The sequence below is a fragment of the Paenibacillus sp. J31R109 genome, from assembly GCF_059692055.1.
Genome location: NZ_JCAUAR010000002.1, coordinates 946,670 through 968,303 on the forward strand (window position 1 = coordinate 946,670; position 21,634 = coordinate 968,303).

The following is a 21,634-nucleotide window of genomic DNA, read 5'->3' on the forward strand; positions in this document are numbered from 1 at the left end:
TTCATATGTTCCCTTTTAGTCGATCGTGACTTCCATAATTTAATCCAAATTGATTGTTTACCCATGTTACATAGGATTCTAGCACAGCAGGTACTTCCAATTGCAGCTCTCTCAACTCAGGACGCCACTTCGGCTCCCATTCTAGGGAGTAGAATCCGTCATAGCCGCTTTCCTCCAAAGCAGAAACGATACCTTCCAATGGCAGTTGACCCTGACCAATCGCTGTATATTGCCATTCGTGGATTTCTGAATCTTCAAAAGGCTTGCCATCCTTCATATGAACATGGGCGCAGCGATCGCCTAGCAATTGAATCGTTTTCGCAGGCGATTCACCAAACTCGTAGGGATGAATAATGTCATAAATGACTTTGCAATTGGGCCGCTCAATTCGATCCAGTAACGCGTTTAATACCTTACCAGTAGAAAACTCATTATGAGTCTCAATCCATATTTCTACATCTAGAGCAGCAGCATAGTCACACGCTTCCTGCACATAGCTGATAATTCGCTCCAGGTTATGTTCCTGTTCCCTTTGATGAACGAATCTAAGATATGAGCCTAGAAAAATCCGAACCCCTTTTGCACCTAATGTGGATGCCATATCCACGTATTGCTTTAATTCTGTCAACGTATTCTCTTCTTCTGAATGTATCCCATTAAAAATAACCTTGCTTCCAATATTCGTAATGGTTATGCCTGCTGTTCTAAACTTATCAGCAATTAATCGCAGTTCACTGCTAGGTGTACCTAAGGTTACTGCATAATTATTGTCTTCTTTGAGCTCAATTCCGGAATAACCAAAGGTTTGACAGCTCGCGATCAGCGAATCTACACTCCAGCCTTCACAAGGCAGCGTGCTAAAGGATAATTTCATGAGAAAAAACCTCCAAGTATGGTTGACTTACGTCTACTATACCTCGAGGCTATGCAAATTAAATGCAGTATTTTACGAAAAAATGGACGTTTTTTAGGATGTGTCCTCAGACTGTTGGCGATATTTCAATGGCGTCATCCCTGTTGCTTTTTTGAACATACGGTTAAAATGACTCGCGTTGTTAAAGCCTGTTTCCAGACAAATCTGCAGGACACTCCTTTCAGTCAAACGCAGCAAATCAATCGCCTTTCGAATGCGAACGTCATTCACATATTGAATAAAGGGCTGACCCTTCAGTACTTTGAACATGTAGCTAAAATAAGTTGGTGACATGGCGGCGCGCAGAGCTACTTCCTCGAGTTGAAGGTTATCGGCATAGTGCTGCTCAATATAATGAACGGCATCATGAAATAGCCTTCTTCCAGTTGTATCCTTGGATTTAACTTGAGGACCTTCCTTCGTGCTCTCACGAAAGATGGTCACCAACAATCGGATCAGATCTGCCTTGATCAAATAATGATAGCCAGATTCCTTCTTCTCATTCTCCCACTTCATACTGGAAATGAGCTGCTCCACGACTTCCTGCGATTGTGCAGAAATTTGGATTTTCGGAAAAAATTGATTAGAGAGCGACGTCTCATCTTGATCAACAATGAGCGGCATAAAATCAATTTGCACGATCTCCACTTTTTCCTCTTCATAAGGTTCAAAACGATGCGGCACGAATGGCGGTATGGCAAGCATATCCCCTTTACTCATCACATACTTCTGATTATCCGTATAATGGCAGCACGTTCCGCGCATCAGATAGCAAATTTGAACATGCTCATGGGCATGAAAGTCCAGATTCAGACTGGTTTCCTTCCGAAAGTCCAGCTTAAATGGAAAGTCTTTCTCCATAAAATCTTGATAGTAATAAATGAGGTGCGTGCTCATTGGTGAACTAGTTCCTCCGTCATCTCCGAGTTAGTTATAAGTAAAGTATACCATGCGAAAGGAAAAGCCAACATCCCAAGTGAAGGATATTGGCTTTAATTTCACTGCTAATTCTTAGGTATGATCTTGATGTAATCAATGCCAAGCTGATAGCCAGTTCCACTCGTTCCTGTTACATAGAACTTAAATCTCCGATCGCCTGCATCTAACTGGACGTCACTTGCAATTGACAACTCCGTATATTGGGCAGTAGCTGCGTACAAATCTTGTACAGTTCCTGTGTTCACACCATCAATCGAGAATTGAAACTTACCTCGCGTGTTTATTTTTTTGACACCCACTTTAATATCATAATTACCATCATGAGGTACATTGGCGAAATAGTTCACATAGTCTCCGACACCGTTGCTGTCAAAAATTTGACAAACCCCTCCGCTGCAATTAGCATCGCTGGAATTCGTCAACGCTTCTCCTGATGTTGTTCCGAGCGTCATCGCTTCTGCCTGATAAACAGCTTGCGGCCAGCCATTCCATAGCTCGAAATTATCCCAATACAGCTGCATAATGCCGCCATTGTTCCGAACATGGTTAATCAACCAATCCCCTGTATATAGTTTTAAAGGATTAAAATTAGCCAAGCCTACTGGCGAGGGGTTATTCGGATGATACGTCCAATTTTTCACATCAAAGAGTACTTGCCTGCTGCCGCCATCCGGCGTAGCCGCTACATAGAAACGGCCATTCGTGGCATTCCCTTTTTTATAATAAAACTCTAGGGTTATCCATTGATTATACGTGATCGGAAAAGACTTGGCTTCCGCTTGCCATAATTCAACACGGGGATTTGTATCCATTTTTTCTGCGTTAACCTCGAAGTACAACGGTTTATTTGAACCCACATTCGCATCCTTATTCAACCCAAATGTAACCCGGAATGGATAACTGCTCCCATACCAAGTCCCGTCGTTCCAGAATTCAGCCAATGTCAGCCAAGGAATTGCATTGGAGTAGCTTTCAAGCTTCTGCATATCTGGATGGAGCTTCAAGCGAACTTTATAGTACACTTCGTTCAATGACTGCTGAGGATTGCCACTTTCATCATAGATATTGGCTTGAATGCGTCCTTTGTTATAGCTGCCATCTGGAATTACGCCATTTTTCATCCAAAAGTGAAGCACTTTATTACTTGAATAAGCTGGATCTGCAATAATTTGGGCGTAGCGGTCCGTAATAGTGCCGCCTTCATATTGCAGTTCAAAGCTGCCGATCTGAGCATTGCCTTCCAAATCTGTAACCCAATTATTTTTTGTGGAATACGAGCTATCTGTTCCTGTAATATCATCTTTCTGCGCATTAAGCTGAGAAATTGTTGAACTACCTTCAAAACCAGATTGAAAAATGACTGATCCTGGGGTTGCCGCAAGGGAGGTGGCTGCGCCAAAAACCATACTGATTATTCCAAATCCGGCTAATAACTTCATGACTCGTTTTCCTTGTTTTTGCATTCATCATTCACTCCTTTAAAATGGTAGGATTACTATGTAAGCGCATACAAAATAGGACATAATAACAAGGGACCTAAGTCCCCTGTTCCTTATTTTGCTATTTGTTGTAAACGCGGTACATCAACACCGCTGCTTCTGCACGTGTTGCTACGCCTGTTGGTTGAAGAAGATTGCTTGCTCCTTGAACCAAGCCGCTACGAATCAACACAAGCAAACTTGCCTTTGCGTAATCTGCAACTTGACTTGCGTCATGGAATGCAGATAATTCAGTGGACAGTTGACTGTTCAAATTCTTACCCGCTAATTGCATGGCACGTTCAACCATCACCATCATGTCTTGTCTTGAAATGGCATCTGTAGGATTTAACTTATTATTTCCTACACCATGACTAATGCCTAATTTCAGTGCAATTCCAGCTGCTTCGTAATAGTAGTCCGTCTTCCGGACATCCTCGAAATTCGTATCCACATCAGCAGATAATCCAAGTGCGCCAATCAATAGTTGAAGGAATTCGGCTCTGGAAATGTTAGCATTAGGGTTAAAAGTCGTGTCGGATGTTCCATTCACAATTCCCTGAGACGTCAACACTTCAATCGCATCTTTCGCCCATGCCACTTTCGTTAGATCGGAGTAAGATTTCACTTCATAACCCACAGCATAGGTACTAAAATGTGTTGTTTTAAAGGTAAGCATGCCCGTAGAACCATCAAATTTGGCAGGAACTTTATTGATTACCCCTGCTCCATCCACATACCAGATTGCGATGTGCTCTGGATGTTTCAGTTCTTGTGCTGTCGGCGTATAAGCGATACTGACGCTGATCGGGGCATTGTTATTTTTCCATGCAACGACTTTCCCATCCAGCAATGCGTTCAATTCAATCACTGGTTTTTCGCCAATTTTCTCTTTTGTCTTTGCTTTAAGTTGCGAAATGTCCGCCCAACCAATCGATACACCTAGCACGGAAGTCTGTTTAACATCATTCTCTTTAAACATGTTGTCGGGAATGGTGACCGTTCCAATTGGAGTTTGCATTTGAATTGCTTTCTGAGATTTCCCATGACCAGGATAAACGTCCAAGAAACCTGTTTTGGGAATTTCTAAGCTGTAAGCTTGAGCACCTGCTAGTTCACCAACGGTCACACTGATCACTTTATTCCCCTTTTTATCAGGGGCTGCTTGTTCAAACGCTTTCGTTAGCGTAGCTGCATCAAGGTCAGCTTGAGCTGAACTTCCCGTTAGTACCGGAGTTAAAATTACTTTCCCCGCAACCGGTTCAGATGGTGTTGGAGTCGTACCTGTGCCGGGATTTGTTCCTGGATCTGGACCTGTTGCTGGAATCGGCACTGTATAGCTAACCTCCACCGCATTCGGGCTTTCCGTCTGTGCATTCGTTGCACTTACGGTAAAGTAATAGGTGGTTCCTGCTGTAAGACCAGGAATTTCTGTGCCTTGATAAGCATTTTGCGCAACGGTTACTTGTCTCGTGTAGGTATTAGACTGCGTACCATACTTAATCTTATAACCTTCCGCTCCATCAACTTGATTAAATACAAGGGATGTCGTTCCACTCGTGGTGGAGAGGCTAGTATCCACAGGCTTACTTAACCCTTTCAATAACTCAACTTTGAAGTCATCGAAATACACTGGCGTAATAACGGAGAAAATACCCACTGTACCCGTCGTTAACGTTGCATCTACAACATCAAATGCCAACACATCATCGAAGTATAACTGGATGCGGTCACGTTCAAAAGTGGCCTTCATCGTGTGTTCGAGTATTGACTTATTCAGTGTAAAGTCAAACGCTATATCCGGTAAAAAAGCACCATTTACTTTTCTTCGCAGCACGGCTTTCTCTGTATTTGATGCTTTATCGTACTTATACTCAGCTACATAATACGTTGCTAACGTATTCACTCTTCCAAGAAGTCCTACTTCCTTCGTGATATCATCAGTCGGTAGTGTGAACTTAGCTGAAATCGCATAATGATTCCAAGCTGAGCCTTGCGTCAACCATAGTCGCTCAGGATTACCAATGCTCGTCTTCATTTTACCATTTTCCACAATTGGTGAGCCTGAAGATAAAACCCAGTCACTGACATATTCTCCATCGTTGAAATCATCACTAAACATCGTCGTGCTATTCGCAATTGCTGCCTTCTCTGCGGAGAGAGCGCTTGCGCCATTGGCATTTCTTCCCTCAATAGCGAAATAATAAGGCGCTTGTGAAACAGGAACCGTTACAACATAACCTGAAGTCGTAATATTGTCGATGGCCTTGGTGTAATTGCCCGAACTAATTCCATATTTCAGCGTGTATGATGTATTCTTTGGATCCATTGTAAAGTTAATGCGTAATTGATTGCCATCCGAGATGATATCTGTAATCGTTGGCTGGGCTGCGTCTGGCACTTTCGGTGCCAAGGATAGCTCTCTGGAATTTACACTTTCTCCAGTTGCATCAATCGATGCAATCACCATGTAATACGTTGTGTCATTCGTTAAGCCTGTAATCACTGGGGTCGTGCTAGTCGTAATTAGAGAGTTTGTATACTGACCTGGTGTAGTGCCATATTTCACCTTATAGGCACCCGCTCCAGCTACCCCTGTATACGTGAGGGACAACTTCCCGTTACCAACGCTAATGGACCCAAAATCTGGCGCATGGATGCTAGCATTTTGCACGAGTACACCATCGTACTTCACCGTTGCTAGATCCGAATAAAGCCCAACGGCACCAGCAGTGAAAGTCGAATCTGTCGTCGTCAACTGCTGTACACCATCAACATAAAGTGTTAATTCATTACCATTAAGTATAGCCCGTAGACGATGTGCTATCTCAGCTGATAAAGTAACCTCTTTCCCCACAAGTGTAGTTACTGTGCCTGCTACTTTTTTCTTAATAGCGAGCTTACCATTCTTGTAGGAGAAGAGATAGAAATTGTTCTCGTCTTGGACTCTGCCTAGTAACCCAGCCTCGCCACTTGTTGTATTCTTCATCCAAGCGAAATAGCTAACATTGTCGAAGCTATTTTTCGAATACAGAACGCCATTGCCAGAAGCATTGTTTTGAGTGATTAGCTTTTCATTCTCGTCAACAGGCTTAGCGCCTGTCATGTGTGAAACAGGCTCCTTCGTATTATACGGAACGATACTGTCGTTAATCGCTTGCCAGTTGCCACTTTTCACTATCCAATTATTCGTCAAGCTGTTCGTGACGCCGTCATAATTAAACGTATCGTTGAACAAAGCTTGCTTTAAATATCCCATTGAGCTCATGCTGTTGATATAGAAGCTTTCCGGTAAGTAACTCATGGCAATCTCATAGGACGATTGCGTGAAATAGCCATTAATGACTTTGGCATAATAATCCGATACGCCTACTCGTTGCAGTTGTGTAATCGTAGCGGCCATCGATTCATTCCCCGGCGCATTCATATAGCCGTAATACCCCAGGAGTCTCGTATTCTGCAGGCTAGGGTCAATACCAAGAACGGTATAGCTTGCACTTTGTCTGGACCCTTTCGAATCGACGGTATCAAACTCATGCCCCATACCAAGCTGACCTAAATAATCGCCTTCTTGTGCCGGATGCGTCCACGATTTACGTTGTGTTGCATCGTGCAGCTTCAACGGATTTTGGAGGTATTGCTCCAACGATACCCCTTTGAAGGACCAATTAGCAGGCTTAATCGTGCGTTGAATTTTATCTGCCTTTTCCGCCAATTTGGCTGCATCTGTAGATGCGTTGGAGAAATTCGTTGTTTTCTCGAACGATTCCTTTATTTTTGATAACCCTTGCGCATTCAGCTCATTTATAAAGGAAATATGATCATAATTTTGCAAAATATTCTTCACATTCTCTAACCCCAAGAGCAAGGATGACGTATAGAAAATCGTTAGATTAGGTTCCCAGTAATTAACCCCAGTGCCGATCCAGTTATTCGTGTCCCCGTTCATGGAAGTGCGATCACCATTACGAAGAATCCCTGACTCATTGTAATCATTAATGGTGAATGCTGTACTAATCAATCCAGCTTTCAACATCGTCGATAACTTGGACTTCTCTGCCTCTGTAAACATACTCATCACTTCTTGATCATTCCATAGAAGCGCAATACTATATAACATCGGAGATTGTCCTCTGCTGTCCAGACCCGCTTGCAGGTTTGGCATGTTCGCCGGTGTCGTAAGCATCTTCTTTATCGTCGACACATACCGATTGATGTAAATCGGATCCCGATCCCCGGTAACAATCTCTTCGGCAATAAAACTAAGACCCTTTGTAGCCTTTAGTTCGACAGCTGAACCTTCTGCAGCATCTTTATTACCAAACGTAATGTTTACCGTATCCGTCATGGCCTTTTGCAAATCAGTTTGCCTTGGAGGCAGATAGGAGTAAACAATACTTGCAGCTGCAAACGCTGATGTAGTTAAGTCTGTTGTTGCTACATTTCCGATAACATCCTTCACTGCGTTTCCACTAATACGAAGCTTATTATTGTTGCCTGTTAGTGGTTCGGCAAAAATAATCGTAAGCGTGCTTCCACTTACAATGATGCGATCTGAGTTTCCGAGTGGGCTATAACTTGTACCTCCATTTGAAGAAAGCGTTATTGCTTGCTTAAGCGCAGCTTCATCCGCACCGTTGTTGAGAATATTTTCGGTAAAGACAACGACAAGCTTCTTGTTAAAATTAGATGGGAATGCTGACACAATGTCTGGTGCGCTCGTATCCGCAATCACAGGGTCAGACGTGTATGGAGTCGCAACGACATTACCCGCAGTATCTTTCAGCGTGCCTGCAGCAACGCGCAGTTGATTACTGCTGCCAGTTAGCTGCCCAGTTCGTGTAACTTTGAGTTTGCCGTTTGTAACAACCACAGTGTCCTCACTTGTGAGTGGCAAGAAGTTCGTACCATCCGTTGAGAACGTAACCGCCGCTTTCAAATCTGCGAGATTCGCCTTATTTGAAACTAGGACTTCATTTGCTGACAACATAAATTGTTTGCTAGTCGCATCCGTTTCTAGAACGTGTTCGAGAACAGGCGCATTCGAATCATAAGATAGTGTATTCGTCGTCACACTGGCTGCAAGAACATTTTGCCCATCATCTTGTAAGGCATTGGCATTAATCTTAACTTTCGCACCAGACACGCTCAAGCGATTGGCAAGTGTAATCGTTAACTTCGTTCCATTCAGTGTAACTTGATCACCACTGTCAAGAGCAGAGAACGTATTCCCGTCTCTAGCTAAGGTAATCGCAGCTTTTAACGTGCTCTCACTCGCTGTTGCATTGTTAAGACGCTCATTAAACAGAAGGTCAATTGTCTTATTTTCATTGCTAACTGCACCCTCGGAATAAGCAGGTGGAATTGTATCATAGTTCAGAAGCAATTGTGGCGCAGTCGCACCACTTTCTCTGGCATTCACTGTACGATTCTTATCTGACATCGTCCCTAAAAGGACGAAAGATACCGTACCGTCTGTCAGTTTCTGCTGCTGCACATAGGAGGTAACATCCCATTCATACCAACCGTTAGCTCCGCCTACCTGCGTGGAACTAATAGCCGCTCCGTATGCTGGCTGATTCGTATAGGTAAGTCCCGTTTCCGTCCACGTGTCGTCAACCGCATAGAGAGATAGCGATTCCGCTGTTGGTCCCGCATCAGCAAAGTTTAAGCGAACTTTCGCTGAGTTGAAAACACCAGTTGTCCCTAAGGCATACTTCAAAAATACGCGTCGATTATACGTAGAGCCGCCTTCTTTCAAAGCCAAGGGCGATATCGTTGCGTAATTCGTTCCAACATTTAAAGTACCACTGTCTACACCAGTATCTTCAGAGACTGTAATAACTCTAGCGTTCTCTAGTCCACCCAGAATCGCAGTCACCGTATCGACAGCGGTCGCTGTTCCACTACTTGTTGATTTTAACGCGCCAAAAGCTACTTTCACTTTATTCTGCAAACCTGTCAGCGCTTGATTACATGTAATTATTAATTGATTACCGTTAATGGATACAAGATCATCTGATTGTAAGGCTCCATAAGTCGTTCCTCCATTGCGTGACAACGATATGTTATCCTTCAATTGAGATACAGTTCCCGACATGCTAATGGGCTTATCGTAGGTTAACGTAATGCTCTTACCATCGTTTCCTACTACAGCGTTGGTAAAAGCAGGTGCAGACGCATCATGCTGCCCGACAAGTGCTTCCGTTATGACGGGAGTCAAGAGGACATTGCCAGCAGCGTCTTTAACAACTGCACCAGACATTTTCAGCTTATTGGCTGAACCGCTTAATGCTTGCTGCAGGTGAACCTGAATCGCATTTCCGTTTAATGATACAGAATCACCAATAGTTAGAGGTCCAAAATCTACCCCATTCGTTGCAAGATACACGTTGTCTTTCACGGTGCCGCTCGCATGTTGCACGAGTGCTTCGCTAAAAGTCATAGTTACACTTTGAAAATCAGAACTGACTGTTGAAGACTGATACACGGGTGCTGTGCTGTCTGTTGCGTACTCGAGAACAGGTCTAAGAGAGGTGTTCGTTGTATAATCTTTACCGTAAATAACTCTCTCCGTTGCCGAGGTACTCGAAATCATGATGGATACCATGCCGCTAGCTCTTTGTGATTTCACATAATCGGTCACATCAATTTCATAAAAGCTGGCTGTTTCACCGATTGTTAATGTAGCTAGTTTTGTGCCATAACTTGGCTTGAGATTCCATGTCACGGTCGACTCGCCCCATAGAGAACTATTTATGGTATTGTCGGCAGCATACACATTGGCAATAACCGTAGAGCCTGTAAATGCTTTGACATAGACTTTTACTTTCGCTGTTGTAATCGCAGCAGTAGAAGTAGGCAAGTCGGTCAAAGGGAAGCGCATAAGAATTCGTTTCGTATCAGGCGTAGATGTGCTCGTATTCGGATCTTCTTTAAAACCTAAAAATGGATCACTCCCAAAGTTTAGAGTTTGCTTGCCTGATGTACCCCAAACATAGGCATCAGCATCAACTCCGACACTCCCCGTTGCAGCTTGCGCCACCTGCGGCCCAATCAAGATCGGCCCATTTAGCATCGCAAGTGTCAACGAGGTGATAATTATTTTGCTTATTATATGTTTCCATTTAAAGGATTTCAAATGGCTCCATCCTTTCATATGTTTAATTTTCCCCCATTACCAAAAATGTTTACGCTTTCATTTAACCTTGTAAATAAACTTTTATCGTGATTAACTCACAAGTTAGAAAGTGAAGACCTACGATCTCCACTTTCCCAGCTTTGTTCCCTACAATTATTTCTTACCGTTCGCGTTATACCAATCTGTCGCTTGCTTCACAAGATCGTTACCACCGCGTGTTCTCCAATCTTTTACAAACTGATCGAAGTAATCAACGGGTTGATTGCCTAACACAATCTTCGCAGCCGTTTCTACAAACATCGTACCTGCCGTACCAAACTCACCAATTTCCGGTTGTGTGGATTTAAATGTAGGTGCACCTAGCAGAATGTTAGGTTGGCCTTCTTTTTTACCAACTGTAAAGAATTCTTCCATTTTCGCAACAGCTTCAGGGCCATATTGTACTTTCTTCAACTCTGGATTCCAACCAGCTAGGTTGAACGTAAGTGCTCTCCAAAGGATGGATTTATCATCGGTATCTTTTTGTTTGTTGTACGTGATTTTGCCAGCGCTATCCTTCGTGTATGTCACATTAGGAATACCAAAGTTGACAAATTCCTGACCTTCTTGCGTCACTAACCAATCAAAGAATTTAACGATTGCAGCTGGATCTTTCGCTTTTTTCGTAACCGAGAACGTCTTGCCATAAGCCGAGATACCAAATCCTGCAAACTCAACCCCAGGAGCCTTAGGCGAAAGCATCGGTGCAACGACAGCCCCTTTACCAGGAAGTGCTTTATTTAATTTATCCTGCCAATCCCAAGCAAGGCTTGGATCGTGTACCCATACGCCAACTTGATCGTTTTGAATCTTTTGTTCCCATGTATTCCGTTTATTCGTCATGAACTCGCTGTCCAGCAACTTCTCTTCATTCAATTGTCTGAGGAAAGCAAGCGCTTGCTTCATTTGTGGGCTTGTATTGGAAGGAACAATCTCACCATTGACTAATTTTCCTCCGAATACGTTAGCGCCAAACATACCTAGCACGGTATCTAACCACGTAAAGTTTTCTCTGCCTGTCAGTGCAATTTCATCCTTCTTCCCATTGCCATTTGGATCCTTATCACGGAAAGCGCGAAGCATAGTTAAGAATTCTTCTGGTGTTTTCGGCGTTTCTTTGATGCCTACTTTATCCATCCAATCCTTCCGAACGTAGAACATCCGGGCAACCGGCGAATCACCTAATGCGGATTCAGGAATCGCGTAGATTTTACCGCCTCTGCTAACACCATCCCATGCCGCTTTTGGAATCACCTTTTTCAAATTTTGACCATATTTATCTAAGTATTCATCAAGTGCGATCAATTGATTATTGGCAAAGAGTTCCCCATTCACACCATAATCCTGAATAGCATCTGGCAATTCACCACTCGCAAATTTAACCTTTTTGAGGTTATCGGATTGCGCAGCAGGCAGGAAGGTAATGCCTAGAAATGTATTGGTTTTTTCAGCCAAATATTTGATGGTTGGATCATCCATTGGGTTCCCGCCAGGAACAGGTTGACTGTTATCCACAGTTAATAAACTAAATTTAACAGGTGCTTTGGGAGCTTCTGTCCCCTTAGCGCTTGCTGCTGGTGATGCCGTTGAAGCACTATCCGTTGCTTTAGTCCCACATGCTGCAAGTACACTTACCATTGACAAGGCAACTGCTAAGCTAACCCATTTCTTTGATGCATTCATTCGAAATTTCCTCCCTTTTTGTATACATCGCTGTTTTCATTATATATGAAGACTCGTGGTCGACATAACGACTTATTCTTTTACAGAGCCAAGCGTGGCCCCTTTAACAAAATGCTTTTGCAAAAATGGATACAAGATGACAATTGGCGTCGTAGCCAGAACTATCGTGGCCATTTCTAAGGCTTTCGGCAGCAGCTTGCCACCAATTTCACCAGCAACTGCTGAAGCAATATCGTTGGAACTGCCTGCTGCAATCAAGAAGTACAAATACATTTGCAACGTCTGGAGATTTCGATCATTAATGTACAGAAGCGGTGCAAAATAACTGTTCCAATGCCCGACTGCGTAAAAAAGAAGGAGCGTCACCATAATCGGTTTCGATAATGGAACGACAATTTGCCATACAATGCGATAGTCGCTCATCCCATCCACTTTTGCTGCATCAAATAGCTCTTCAGGAAGATTACGGAAGAAGGTAATGCATAGAATCATATTAAATGCACTAATCGCACCAGGCACAACTAACGCCCAAATGGTGTTGATCATATGCAATTCCTTCACGACTAAGTATGTAGGAATTAATGGCGCTTGAAAGATTAAGGTAAAAACGATAAACAACATAATGGCGCGTCTGCCTCTTAAATACGATTTGGAGAGTGGATAGGAACCCACAATCGTCAATACCATATTTAGGATCGTAGCGATTACGACGACTTTCACCGTCATCCAGCCCGCTTTCCAGAAGGCCTCAGTGGCCGCCACATATTTGAACTGCTGCAGCGTCGGCTCGACCGGCCAGAAGGAAACTCGGGATTGAATGAGTGCATTATTGGATGAGAATGAACCAGCAACAACATGCAGCAGCGGTAGAAGCGCAACTAAGCTCATCGCGACCAATAGGATTAAATTGAAGGCATCGAATAGTTTCTCGCCCTTGGATTGTTTGATTTTCATCTGATGCCTCCTAATATAGGCTTTCACCTGTGGTAGATTTGCTTATTTTATTCGCGCTGACGAGCAACACGAAGCCGATCACTGATTTAAACAATCCAATCGCCGTTGTCATCGAAAATTGACCATTCATAATCCCTAAACGATAGGAATACGTATCTAAAATTTCACCAACTTCATACGTGATTGGACTTAAGAAGATGTACACTTGCTCAAAGCCAACGTCCATGACATTTCCGATTTTTAGAAGAAGCAGAATGGTAATGGCGGGTAGTAATCCCGGGAAAGTGACATATTGGAATTGTTTCCAACGACCTGCTCCATCGATCTTAGCCGCTTCGTAAAGGGAGGGACTAATGCCTGAAAGCGCAGCCAAGAAAATAATGGTACTCCATCCCATCTCTTTCCAAATCCCAGAGGAGACGACGACACCCCGAAATAGCGAAGGCGTTTGCAAGAAGTCGATGGTCGGTAGGCCTAAACCTTTGAATATATCATTGACTAATCCGCTTTGCTCCGACAGCATCATATACGCTAATCCATATACCAACGCCCAGGATAAAAAGTGAGGCAAGTACAGAACCGTTTGTACAGAACGCTTGAAAGCCATATTCCGTACCTCATTCAACAAACATGCCAGAATGATTGGCGCTGGGAAGGAAAAGACGATTTGATACAAGCTGATCAATAACGTATTCTTAATCAAGCGCGCATACTGCGGGTTCGTGTACATGACTTCAAACCATTGAAACCCTACCCACTTACTTTTCAAAAAGCCATCAAAAATATTGTAGTCCTTGAATGCAATGACACTGCCTAGCAAAGGAATATACTTAAAGGTAATAAAATAAACAAATACAGGGATCAGCATGATATATAAAGCGCTGTTCTTCTTCACAAATCCGAAAAAACTCAATTCACCTGATCTACTCTTCTTAGCTGCAGCTGGTTTCGTCACATGGACCGATGCCGCCTCCGCCATCTCGTTATTCATTGGTCCCACTCCTTATCTCTTTGTATCTTTATTATATAAAGTCCGATCTGGCGGTCCTAGTAGAGAATCTTTCGAAGTTCATGGTAATCTTCTGTTCTTTCAGGGTTCGACATGATATGTGATGTGACCATCTTCAAGTCGCGATATCAATCTCGGCACGGTGCCCTTTTCCCAGTCTGCCCACAGCAAGATAGGCACTTGTAGTGAACCTCTCACAGGAGCAAAAGTGTGGATTCCACTTACCTGATCACAGACAAATCCAGCCGCCGCATCCAAATAACCGAACACTGCCACACCACGTGGATAGAAGCTCAAGCTATTGCCATAAAAGGTTTCGAAGAACATCGCAATGTCTTGCGTATTCGTCGTGCACTGCCAACTCCAGTAATTTTCAGTGAGGTGGAACAGATCCAAGCCACGATAAGCAGCTGCGATATCTCTCAGCATATTCATCGAAACCCATCCAACCTTGCGAGAATGACTCGCCAATCCGGGGATGAAAACACTTTTATCTTGCATATCGATATAACTCGTATGTCGGCAGCCGTATCGACCCAGCGTCTGTGCCGTAGCTGTCTCCAAATCTTTGCGAAGTCTCGTATCGAGAATACCTGTCTGATGTCCAACCATATCGAGTAAAGCTAATCCATTTGCTGTGTAAATGTGATAAGCATCCCAGCCTAACAGCTCACCCGTTTGCGGTTCTCCTGTCCACGGATCCACCGTCCCGTCCATCGTTCTCGATAGCGTGACCGCATAATGATCTTCGAGCCAACCTTGCTCTTCAATCGTCGCTAGCGCAGCTTGGGCAAAGTATTCGTAAACATCCAGCCCTTGCTCTCCCGCATGCTGCAAAATCTGAATGCCTGCCTGACACGCAGCCAGCGACTTCACACCTAGATAGACTTGTTCAGAGCCATATTGAATAGCTGGCGAAGCATCATCTACCGTGTTGGCGCAGCCCTTATCGGGAATACCATTGCCCGTCGTATCGCAACCTATGATGAAATTCATTAGTTGACGGATAAAGCCAGCGTGCTTCCGAATCGTAGCGTCCTTGCCTGTGCGTCTCCAATGCGTATACGCCAGCAAGATGTAATTCGTGCTCTCCTCGATTTCCATTTCGTGGTGATAGTACTGCTTCGTGCTATCCCCCATGACGCCCATATCGTGGGATAGGAATTGTGAGTTGACACCTCGTTCGCCTAGGACGCGCGAGCCATCCTTGCCAAATAACGGCCACTCGTTGAGTTCAAGCTCGAGCAATTCCGGCCAGAAGGCCAAGTAGAATGGACCTTGCGTATACTCCACATCCACCGTCGAATGGAAGTAACAATTGCCTTCCCAGACAGTAAACCAATCTTGGCCATTATTACGAACAACCCACCACGTGTTCATCAACCAGGCGTGGAGTGTTTGCGCAAGTAATTTGGACGTCGTATCGCCAAGCGAGTGATTGGATAAGATGCCGTCTACCTTGGCAGAGTTTTCTTTCACAACTTCGACATTGTGACGGGACCAAGTTACGACCTGTTCCACGTTCTGAAAGCTTTGCGTGTATTTAAATGGGCTTCGCTTACCTAACACATTCAATAAGGGCTCGTCATATGCACACCACGCGAGGGAGAGCGTCGTCCCTTCCATGCCTTTTTGCAAAGAAAAATGTGAGGTTATGTGCTGCCCGTCCCAATCTCCTGACAGGATGGCTAATTGATCGTTGCACGCGATGATTTCTTCCGTCGATCGAATGGCTTGACGATGATCATCTTCTTCATAAGGACGTAAAATGACTGAGTCGTAGGTGACATCAACCTGTGCGGTTGACGCGTTTTTCAGAAAATGAAAACCTTCGCCTGAGAAGCCTAGGAACAGCTTACCTTCTACAACTTCATCATACTGCGCTGTCCAGCGAAAAGATGAAGGCAACCGATCCACTTGTAAGTCAACGTAAACGACGGGTACGGTACTAAAGAAATCGTCCCTTGGGCGGAACGGAATGCGTGCTGTCAATTTCACATGAATCCCTGTTGTCGGATCAATACCGCTCATGGTCATGGTTGATGCCGTCATTTCTTGATCCAAGAACTCAAAAGATCGGCCGTCTTCGGATAACGGCAGGGTTAATATTCGGTCGCCCAATTCAATCCCTGCATGAAGCTGCAGCGGTATCCCTGGATGATTCCCATGTCGTACTAGAAAAGCCTGATGATTGGCTGGATCCCAAGCGAGCCCCAATCGTGATCCCAAAACAGTTAATGCATCTCCCATTAGTTGCAACGTACATTCCTCCTGAAGTTCATCCACATATGTGCTATGTAGTTAATTATAGAATTCGTGCATGGTCGCTAACAGTGGAGCGTCTTTCGATTTACTAGGACAATCTTTTGTTTATCACAAAAAGAGCCTCCCATAAGGAAGGCTCCGTGTGAAAACAAATCTACGACTTCATCCGCTTCTTGTAATCCAGCGGGCTTAATCCGTAGTGCTTTTTAAACAATTGTGAAAAGTACGTAACATCCTCATAGCCGACTTGATTAGCGATCGTATACACTTTCTCGGACGTATCCATTAAGAGATTCCGAGCCTCCCGCATCCGAATGGATACCGTGTAGGTGCCAATCGTCATCTCAGTTTCTTGCTTAAATAACGTACACATGTACGTTTTGTTCATGGCGACATGATCTGCCAGATCTTGCAGGTTAATTTGCTCCCCGAAGTGCTGATCGATGTACTGCTTCACTTTATCAATCACCTTGACGGATTGCTGATCACGGATGCCTCGCATCGTCTCGATGAGAAGATGGGCTCCCTCCTCTAACCTGCGCACCGCACATAACCGGAAATAACTGCGAATCGCTTGCAAGGTCAGCGTAGCGTCACCCAGCCCCAGATCATTGCCTTCGGCAAGCTCCAGCTTGAAACGCTCCGAGGCAAGCTCCTCGATGATGGTCCGCAACCACAAGTTGCTTAGGGGATTCAATAGACTAAAGTTCCCCTCCACCCAGCCTTCCAGCAGCTCAAGGGTTTCCACAATTAACAAAGGCAAGGTTTCCACATGCAGCGTGCGAATATGCTCCAACCATGTATCTACCCATTGCTTATGATGGGGCAGCTTTCGAAGCATCAATTGAGCGGCATCGCGATGGCGATCTTCCTCTAGTCGTTCCTTGGCCTTATCTAACGCTTGAAAGAGCAGATCCTCATTTACCGGCTTCAAAATGTAGTCTAACGCATGCAATTGGATACTCATTTTGGCATATTGAAAATCATCATAGCTCGAAACGACCACACACCGCATCCAAGGAAAGCGTTTATTAATTTCAGCAATCAGCTCTAAGCCGTCCATCACGGGCATACGAATATCCGTTATACATAGATCAGCGTAGTGATCTTCCAACCAGTCTAAGGCTTTTACCCCATTACCGGCTGTTCCCGATACGATGGTCGTCTGGTTATAAGTTTCAATGGAAACAGACAGACTATCGCGAATTAAAGAAGAATCATCCACTACCAATACGCGTATCATACTGTCATCCTCTCCTTCTGTTTATTGGGAAATATAACACTGACTCTTGTCCCGCCCTGGGCAGATACCCTCTCCACCCCTATCCCGACTTGAGCATGATGGGGATAATACGTTTTCAATCGATAGTGTACATTCAGCATTCCAATTCGCGATAACTGCAGGAACTCTTGCTCCGTTTTTACCTGACCCAGTAAGCTACGAATCTCATTCAGCTTCTCATCAGAAATGCCCATCCCGTCGTCCTCGATGTCTACACGGATATAGTCGTTCTCCCAGCGATAAGCGGAGATTTGCACACGTAGACGTTCCCCCGTCTTTTCATACCCATGTTTGATGCAATTTTCGACAAAAGGTTGAATACACGCTTTTAAACAAGCTGATTGTGCAGCTTCAGGTTCAATTTGAAAATGAAATTCCATCTCATTAGGATATAGATTATCCATAATTAATATGTAATCTCGAATATGGCCAATTTCATTCTCCAGCGTGACAACGGACTCTTTGTAATTCGATGTATAGCGAAGCATATTCGATAATGAGATCGTTGATTTCCGTATCTGCTGGTGCCCGGCCAAGTTAGCCATGGCATTAATAGATTCCAAAGCATTATACAGAAAATGCGAATTAATCTGTGACTGCAAAGCCGACAATACCGCTTGCTGCTGAACCATCTTAGACTCCGCTAGCAAATGAATGGATGAATCGATTCGTTCGAGAAGCAGGTTATAGGTTTCCGCTAAATCGGCCACTTCATCCGTCCCTTTGACATCCGTTCGGATATCGAAACGGCCTAATTTCGAGGAACTGATCGTCCTGCGAAGCACCTTAATCCGTTTTGTGATCGAATGGGAGACGAGGTAGACCAAAACAATGGCACTTATGAGACTAAGCAACGCGATCGCAATCGTCCAATTTCGGATTTCCAAAATGCGCTGAGCTAAATCTTGGTAAGGGACAAATACGATAACCTTCCAATTGACCTTCGGAATTGATTGATAGACGATCATTTGCTGATGATCTTTATCGTAAATGTAGCCGGACGCTTGATTGCCCATTTTCGCCATAACCGATGCATCTAATTTGGTGTTAATCATCTTGATATCTGGCGCTGAAATGACAGCCCCTTCCGCATCCGAAATCAACGCTTGCCCACTCTTGCCAAGCTCAATTTGATTCAGAATCTGCTGGGTAGGCATTAGCGAAATATCCACGGCGAGATACACGGGATGCTCACTGTAATAAAGCCTCTGAACATAAGTTAGAATCGGAATCTGGATGGGTTGACCGCCACTGTTCCGATAATCATCTCGCAATTCAACAAAGGATTGAATGCGGCCGGAATCTGTTATTTTTTTCAGTAATCCTGATCTTGGCATTGAAAATTGCGTACTTAACACCGTGTCCCATATCCCATTGCGATACACCATTTCGTTACCGTTCTCATTGTACATCAGAATAGAAAGCGTTTCCTGATGAAAGCTGATAAAAGGACTGATAATGCGATTCTCCATATCTTTAAGCTTACTATAGTTCCCATAGGTATCACCTGGTGAAACGCGTGTCCATTCCTGAAAGTCTTGACTAACCGCCAATGCTTGAAAAAACTGTTCATTATCGTTGATATAACGTGTTAAATTAAGCGTTGCCTGCTTTAAAATCTGGTTGCTAAAGCGCTGCGCATCCGATTCGATCGCCCTTGCGCTTTTATAATAACTAAAGCCGCCAATGGTGATAACAACTAAGAGTACAATGCAAGAAATCATGAGGATTAGCTTCCATTGCAACGAGCTTTTGATGTAGCTAAACAATTTGCTCTCTCCTTCCCTGCCTACTTAGCATGCATTATACACCCTGTTATGCATTTTGTTTAGCACTGAATTTCTGGGGCAAACAGGAAAAGCGACTAAGAACCTGCCAAGTGGCAGGTTCTTACCTTACAATTACGCTTCGATTTTCCGCAGGGTAAGAATAACCGCATCGTTCGCGCCTACACTCGCAAACGTCGCCCCTTCACGGACGTTGTGCCCACTTCCATACAAGCTCGCTTCAACCTGCCAGCCCTCTTGCATAATCAATGGAACCTCCCTATCCTCCGGCGAGTAGTTAATCACTACAGCTATCTGTGAATGAGCATCTACGATATGCTCGGTGAGTCCAATCTGAGGATCCTTCACTTGGACAACACGCGCACTTCGCGCCTCTTCAGAAATGAGTTCATACATTTTCCAATAAGGGAATTGTTCCGGTTTGTAGCTAACACCAGCCTGCTGCGACATCGCTAGCTCTACCGGAAGGGCACAGAAATACACGGTACCTTTGCCGTAGGATGTCTTGGTCAACACCGGATTGCCATCCGCTTCTGCGGCCAATACTTCCGCCCGATCGTTGCGGAAGTCCAGTTTAAATGCACTAGGCAGCGTTAACGGAATCTCTTCTGCACCTAGGAATGCAACGGCATCGCTCGCCCGTCTGCTGCGATTCTGCACCGTCAACCCTGTAATCTCGGCAAAATTCAGCATATAGCCGTCATTCGAAGACAGATACAGCGTTGCACCCTCGTGCACTTTATCCAATAGCTGCTCCCAGCGCTGCTTCGCAACACCATATACGCCAGTCACACACGGCAGCATATAGAAATTCGCATCTGGCAGCGGCTGATCTTCAAAGCGGAATTCGAGATCAAAACCGGACTGCTTCCCGAGCAAGAAAGCTCCGATCGCCGTTGCCCAGTGATCCTGTGCGCTGTTCAGGATGCATACGGCTTCAACCGTACGAGCAGGCAGTTCCCCAAACGGCAGCTCTTGGATTACCTTCTTAAGTCGTCCCATCTCTTGGAGTGCCGGCTTAACTCGTCCTTCCTCCGTCATGAGTCCCAATTCACCTTCGCATGCCACCCAATCGTAAGGGGCATGATTCAACTTCGTTTGGTCATTGGCACACCACCATAATAAGCCAGGAAGACCATGTGACCATTGCGTAAGCATGCTTGTACGCGCGAAAGCTCCAGCGACTTCCTCGCTGCACACCATCGGCCCCATTGTGCCCATCTCTTCTGCGAAACAAGGCTTTTCACCAATTTGTGCATATAACAAGCTTTCCATTGTCGCGTGAATCGTCGGACGAATCGATGTTAACGGATCGAAATCCATATATTTCGTCCAAAATGGGTACGGATGTGTTGTAAGAATATCCGTTAGCTCACCTTGGTCCTGCATCGTCCAATTGCCTGTCGGAAACAGACTGTGCATGCCCGAAATCAATGGCCGTGTCGTATCCTTCGCCTTTATCGCATTTGCGATGGATGCTGTCCATACATACGCTTCTTGCTGCGAAGCTACCTTCCCCATCACGTTGCATTCGTTCCCGAGATCCCAAGCAATAATCGCATCGTTATGTTTCATCTGTTTCACAAAGTATTGTACAAATCGAACTTGCCAACGAATCGCATCCGGATCTGTCAGAATCGCTTTCCCTCTTAGGGCTGGCGGTACGAACAACCGACCGCTCATCCAGCCTGTAATTAGTCCAACGATAAGTTTTATGTTATATGTAGCCGCAATTTCTGTGAACGCTTGGAATCGCGCCATCATTTCTACAGACATCCCTGCTTTACCAGCTTCTGTGGTAGGCAATCTTTCTTCTCCAAAGCGGTAGCCAAAATGCTCTCCTTCGCTTGAGTACATATTTTCAATCGGCTGAAAATCAGGCCATAACGGGAATACCCGAATGACTTCGATTCCTGCCTCTGACAATCTTTTCAAATCGAGATCAACCTGTTCTGGTTGCCAATTGGACCACATCGCTGTCCCTGCGTGAGAAGCCCAGTAATTACAGCCTACAAAAAATGTGCTAGGCAGGTTTAGTAAGTTATTCATCTAGTATGCCTCCTGAAATGGAATATAACGTATCTCAAGCGTACAAAAAAAGATGCATATACACTATAATAAAACTATCCAAAAATATAACGATT

Annotated in this window: 11 protein-coding genes; all 11 read right to left on the bottom strand. The window is 44.5% G+C overall.

Going from position 1 to position 21,634, the window contains the following annotated elements:
- Position 1 precedes the first annotated feature (1 nt).
- Entirely contained in the window at positions 2 to 874 is an 873-nt protein-coding gene (locus AC58QT_RS09840) for a sugar phosphate isomerase/epimerase family protein (protein ID WP_497408762.1), read from the bottom strand.
- A gap of 93 nt (positions 875 to 967) precedes the next feature.
- A complete protein-coding gene (locus tag AC58QT_RS09845) occupies positions 968 to 1,810 on the bottom strand; it encodes an AraC family transcriptional regulator (protein ID WP_497408763.1) in 843 nt (280 codons plus the stop codon).
- A gap of 107 nt (positions 1,811 to 1,917) precedes the next feature.
- Positions 1,918 to 3,315: a carbohydrate-binding protein gene (locus AC58QT_RS09850; RefSeq protein WP_497408764.1), complete on the bottom strand. Its 1,398-nt coding sequence runs from the start codon at positions 3,313 to 3,315 to the stop codon at positions 1,918 to 1,920.
- 97 nt (positions 3,316 to 3,412) lie between these two features.
- Positions 3,413 to 10,471, bottom strand: coding sequence for a CBM96 family carbohydrate-binding protein (locus AC58QT_RS09855; RefSeq protein WP_497408765.1), 7,059 nt, complete (start codon positions 10,469 to 10,471; stop codon positions 3,413 to 3,415).
- A gap of 153 nt (positions 10,472 to 10,624) precedes the next feature.
- Positions 10,625 to 12,193 carry an extracellular solute-binding protein gene (locus tag AC58QT_RS09860; protein WP_497408766.1) on the bottom strand — a complete coding sequence of 523 codons (1,569 nt, stop codon included), beginning with the start codon at positions 12,191 to 12,193 and terminating at the stop codon, positions 10,625 to 10,627.
- 72 nt (positions 12,194 to 12,265) lie between these two features.
- Positions 12,266 to 13,147 (bottom strand): carbohydrate ABC transporter permease, encoded by an 882-nt coding sequence (locus tag AC58QT_RS09865; RefSeq protein ID WP_497408767.1) that lies wholly within the window; start codon positions 13,145 to 13,147, stop codon positions 12,266 to 12,268.
- 10 nt (positions 13,148 to 13,157) lie between these two features.
- Complete coding sequence (locus AC58QT_RS09870) at positions 13,158 to 14,138, bottom strand: ABC transporter permease (protein WP_497408768.1); 981 nt, start codon at positions 14,136 to 14,138, stop codon at positions 13,158 to 13,160.
- Positions 14,139 to 14,237: 99 nt separating this feature from the next.
- A complete protein-coding gene (locus AC58QT_RS09875) occupies positions 14,238 to 16,406 on the bottom strand; it encodes a glycoside hydrolase family 52 protein (protein WP_497408870.1) in 2,169 nt (722 codons plus the stop codon).
- Positions 16,407 to 16,575: 169 nt separating this feature from the next.
- Positions 16,576 to 17,664, bottom strand: coding sequence for a response regulator (locus AC58QT_RS09880; RefSeq protein ID WP_497408769.1), 1,089 nt, complete (start codon positions 17,662 to 17,664; stop codon positions 16,576 to 16,578).
- Positions 17,661 to 19,472 (bottom strand): sensor histidine kinase, encoded by a 1,812-nt coding sequence (locus AC58QT_RS09885; protein ID WP_497408770.1) that lies wholly within the window; start codon positions 19,470 to 19,472, stop codon positions 17,661 to 17,663. Before AC58QT_RS09885 ends, AC58QT_RS09880 begins: the two co-directional genes overlap by 4 nt.
- A 132-nt stretch (positions 19,473 to 19,604) precedes the next feature.
- Positions 19,605 to 21,539, bottom strand: a complete 1,935-nt coding sequence (locus AC58QT_RS09890; RefSeq protein WP_497408771.1) for a glycoside hydrolase 5 family protein — start codon at positions 21,537 to 21,539, stop codon at positions 19,605 to 19,607.
- Positions 21,540 to 21,634 lie beyond the last annotated feature (95 nt).

Excerpts from the sequence above, each read along its gene's own strand:
- AC58QT_RS09840 (WP_497408762.1), bottom strand. The coding sequence starts at position 874 with ATGAAATTATCCTTTAGCACGCTGCCTTGTGAAGGCTGGAGTGTAGAT.
- AC58QT_RS09845 (WP_497408763.1), bottom strand. The coding sequence starts at position 1,810 with ATGAGCACGCACCTCATTTATTACTATCAAGATTTTATGGAGAAAGAC.
- AC58QT_RS09850 (WP_497408764.1), bottom strand. The coding sequence starts at position 3,315 with ATGCAAAAACAAGGAAAACGAGTCATGAAGTTATTAGCCGGATTTGGA.
- AC58QT_RS09860 (WP_497408766.1), bottom strand. The coding sequence starts at position 12,193 with ATGAATGCATCAAAGAAATGGGTTAGCTTAGCAGTTGCCTTGTCAATG.
- AC58QT_RS09865 (WP_497408767.1), bottom strand. The coding sequence starts at position 13,147 with ATGAAAATCAAACAATCCAAGGGCGAGAAACTATTCGATGCCTTCAAT.
- AC58QT_RS09870 (WP_497408768.1), bottom strand. The coding sequence starts at position 14,138 with ATGAATAACGAGATGGCGGAGGCGGCATCGGTCCATGTGACGAAACCA.
- AC58QT_RS09875 (WP_497408870.1), bottom strand. The coding sequence starts at position 16,406 with ATGGGAGATGCATTAACTGTTTTGGGATCACGATTGGGGCTCGCTTGG.
- AC58QT_RS09880 (WP_497408769.1), bottom strand. The coding sequence starts at position 17,664 with ATGATACGCGTATTGGTAGTGGATGATTCTTCTTTAATTCGCGATAGT.
- AC58QT_RS09890 (WP_497408771.1), bottom strand. The coding sequence starts at position 21,539 with ATGAATAACTTACTAAACCTGCCTAGCACATTTTTTGTAGGCTGTAAT.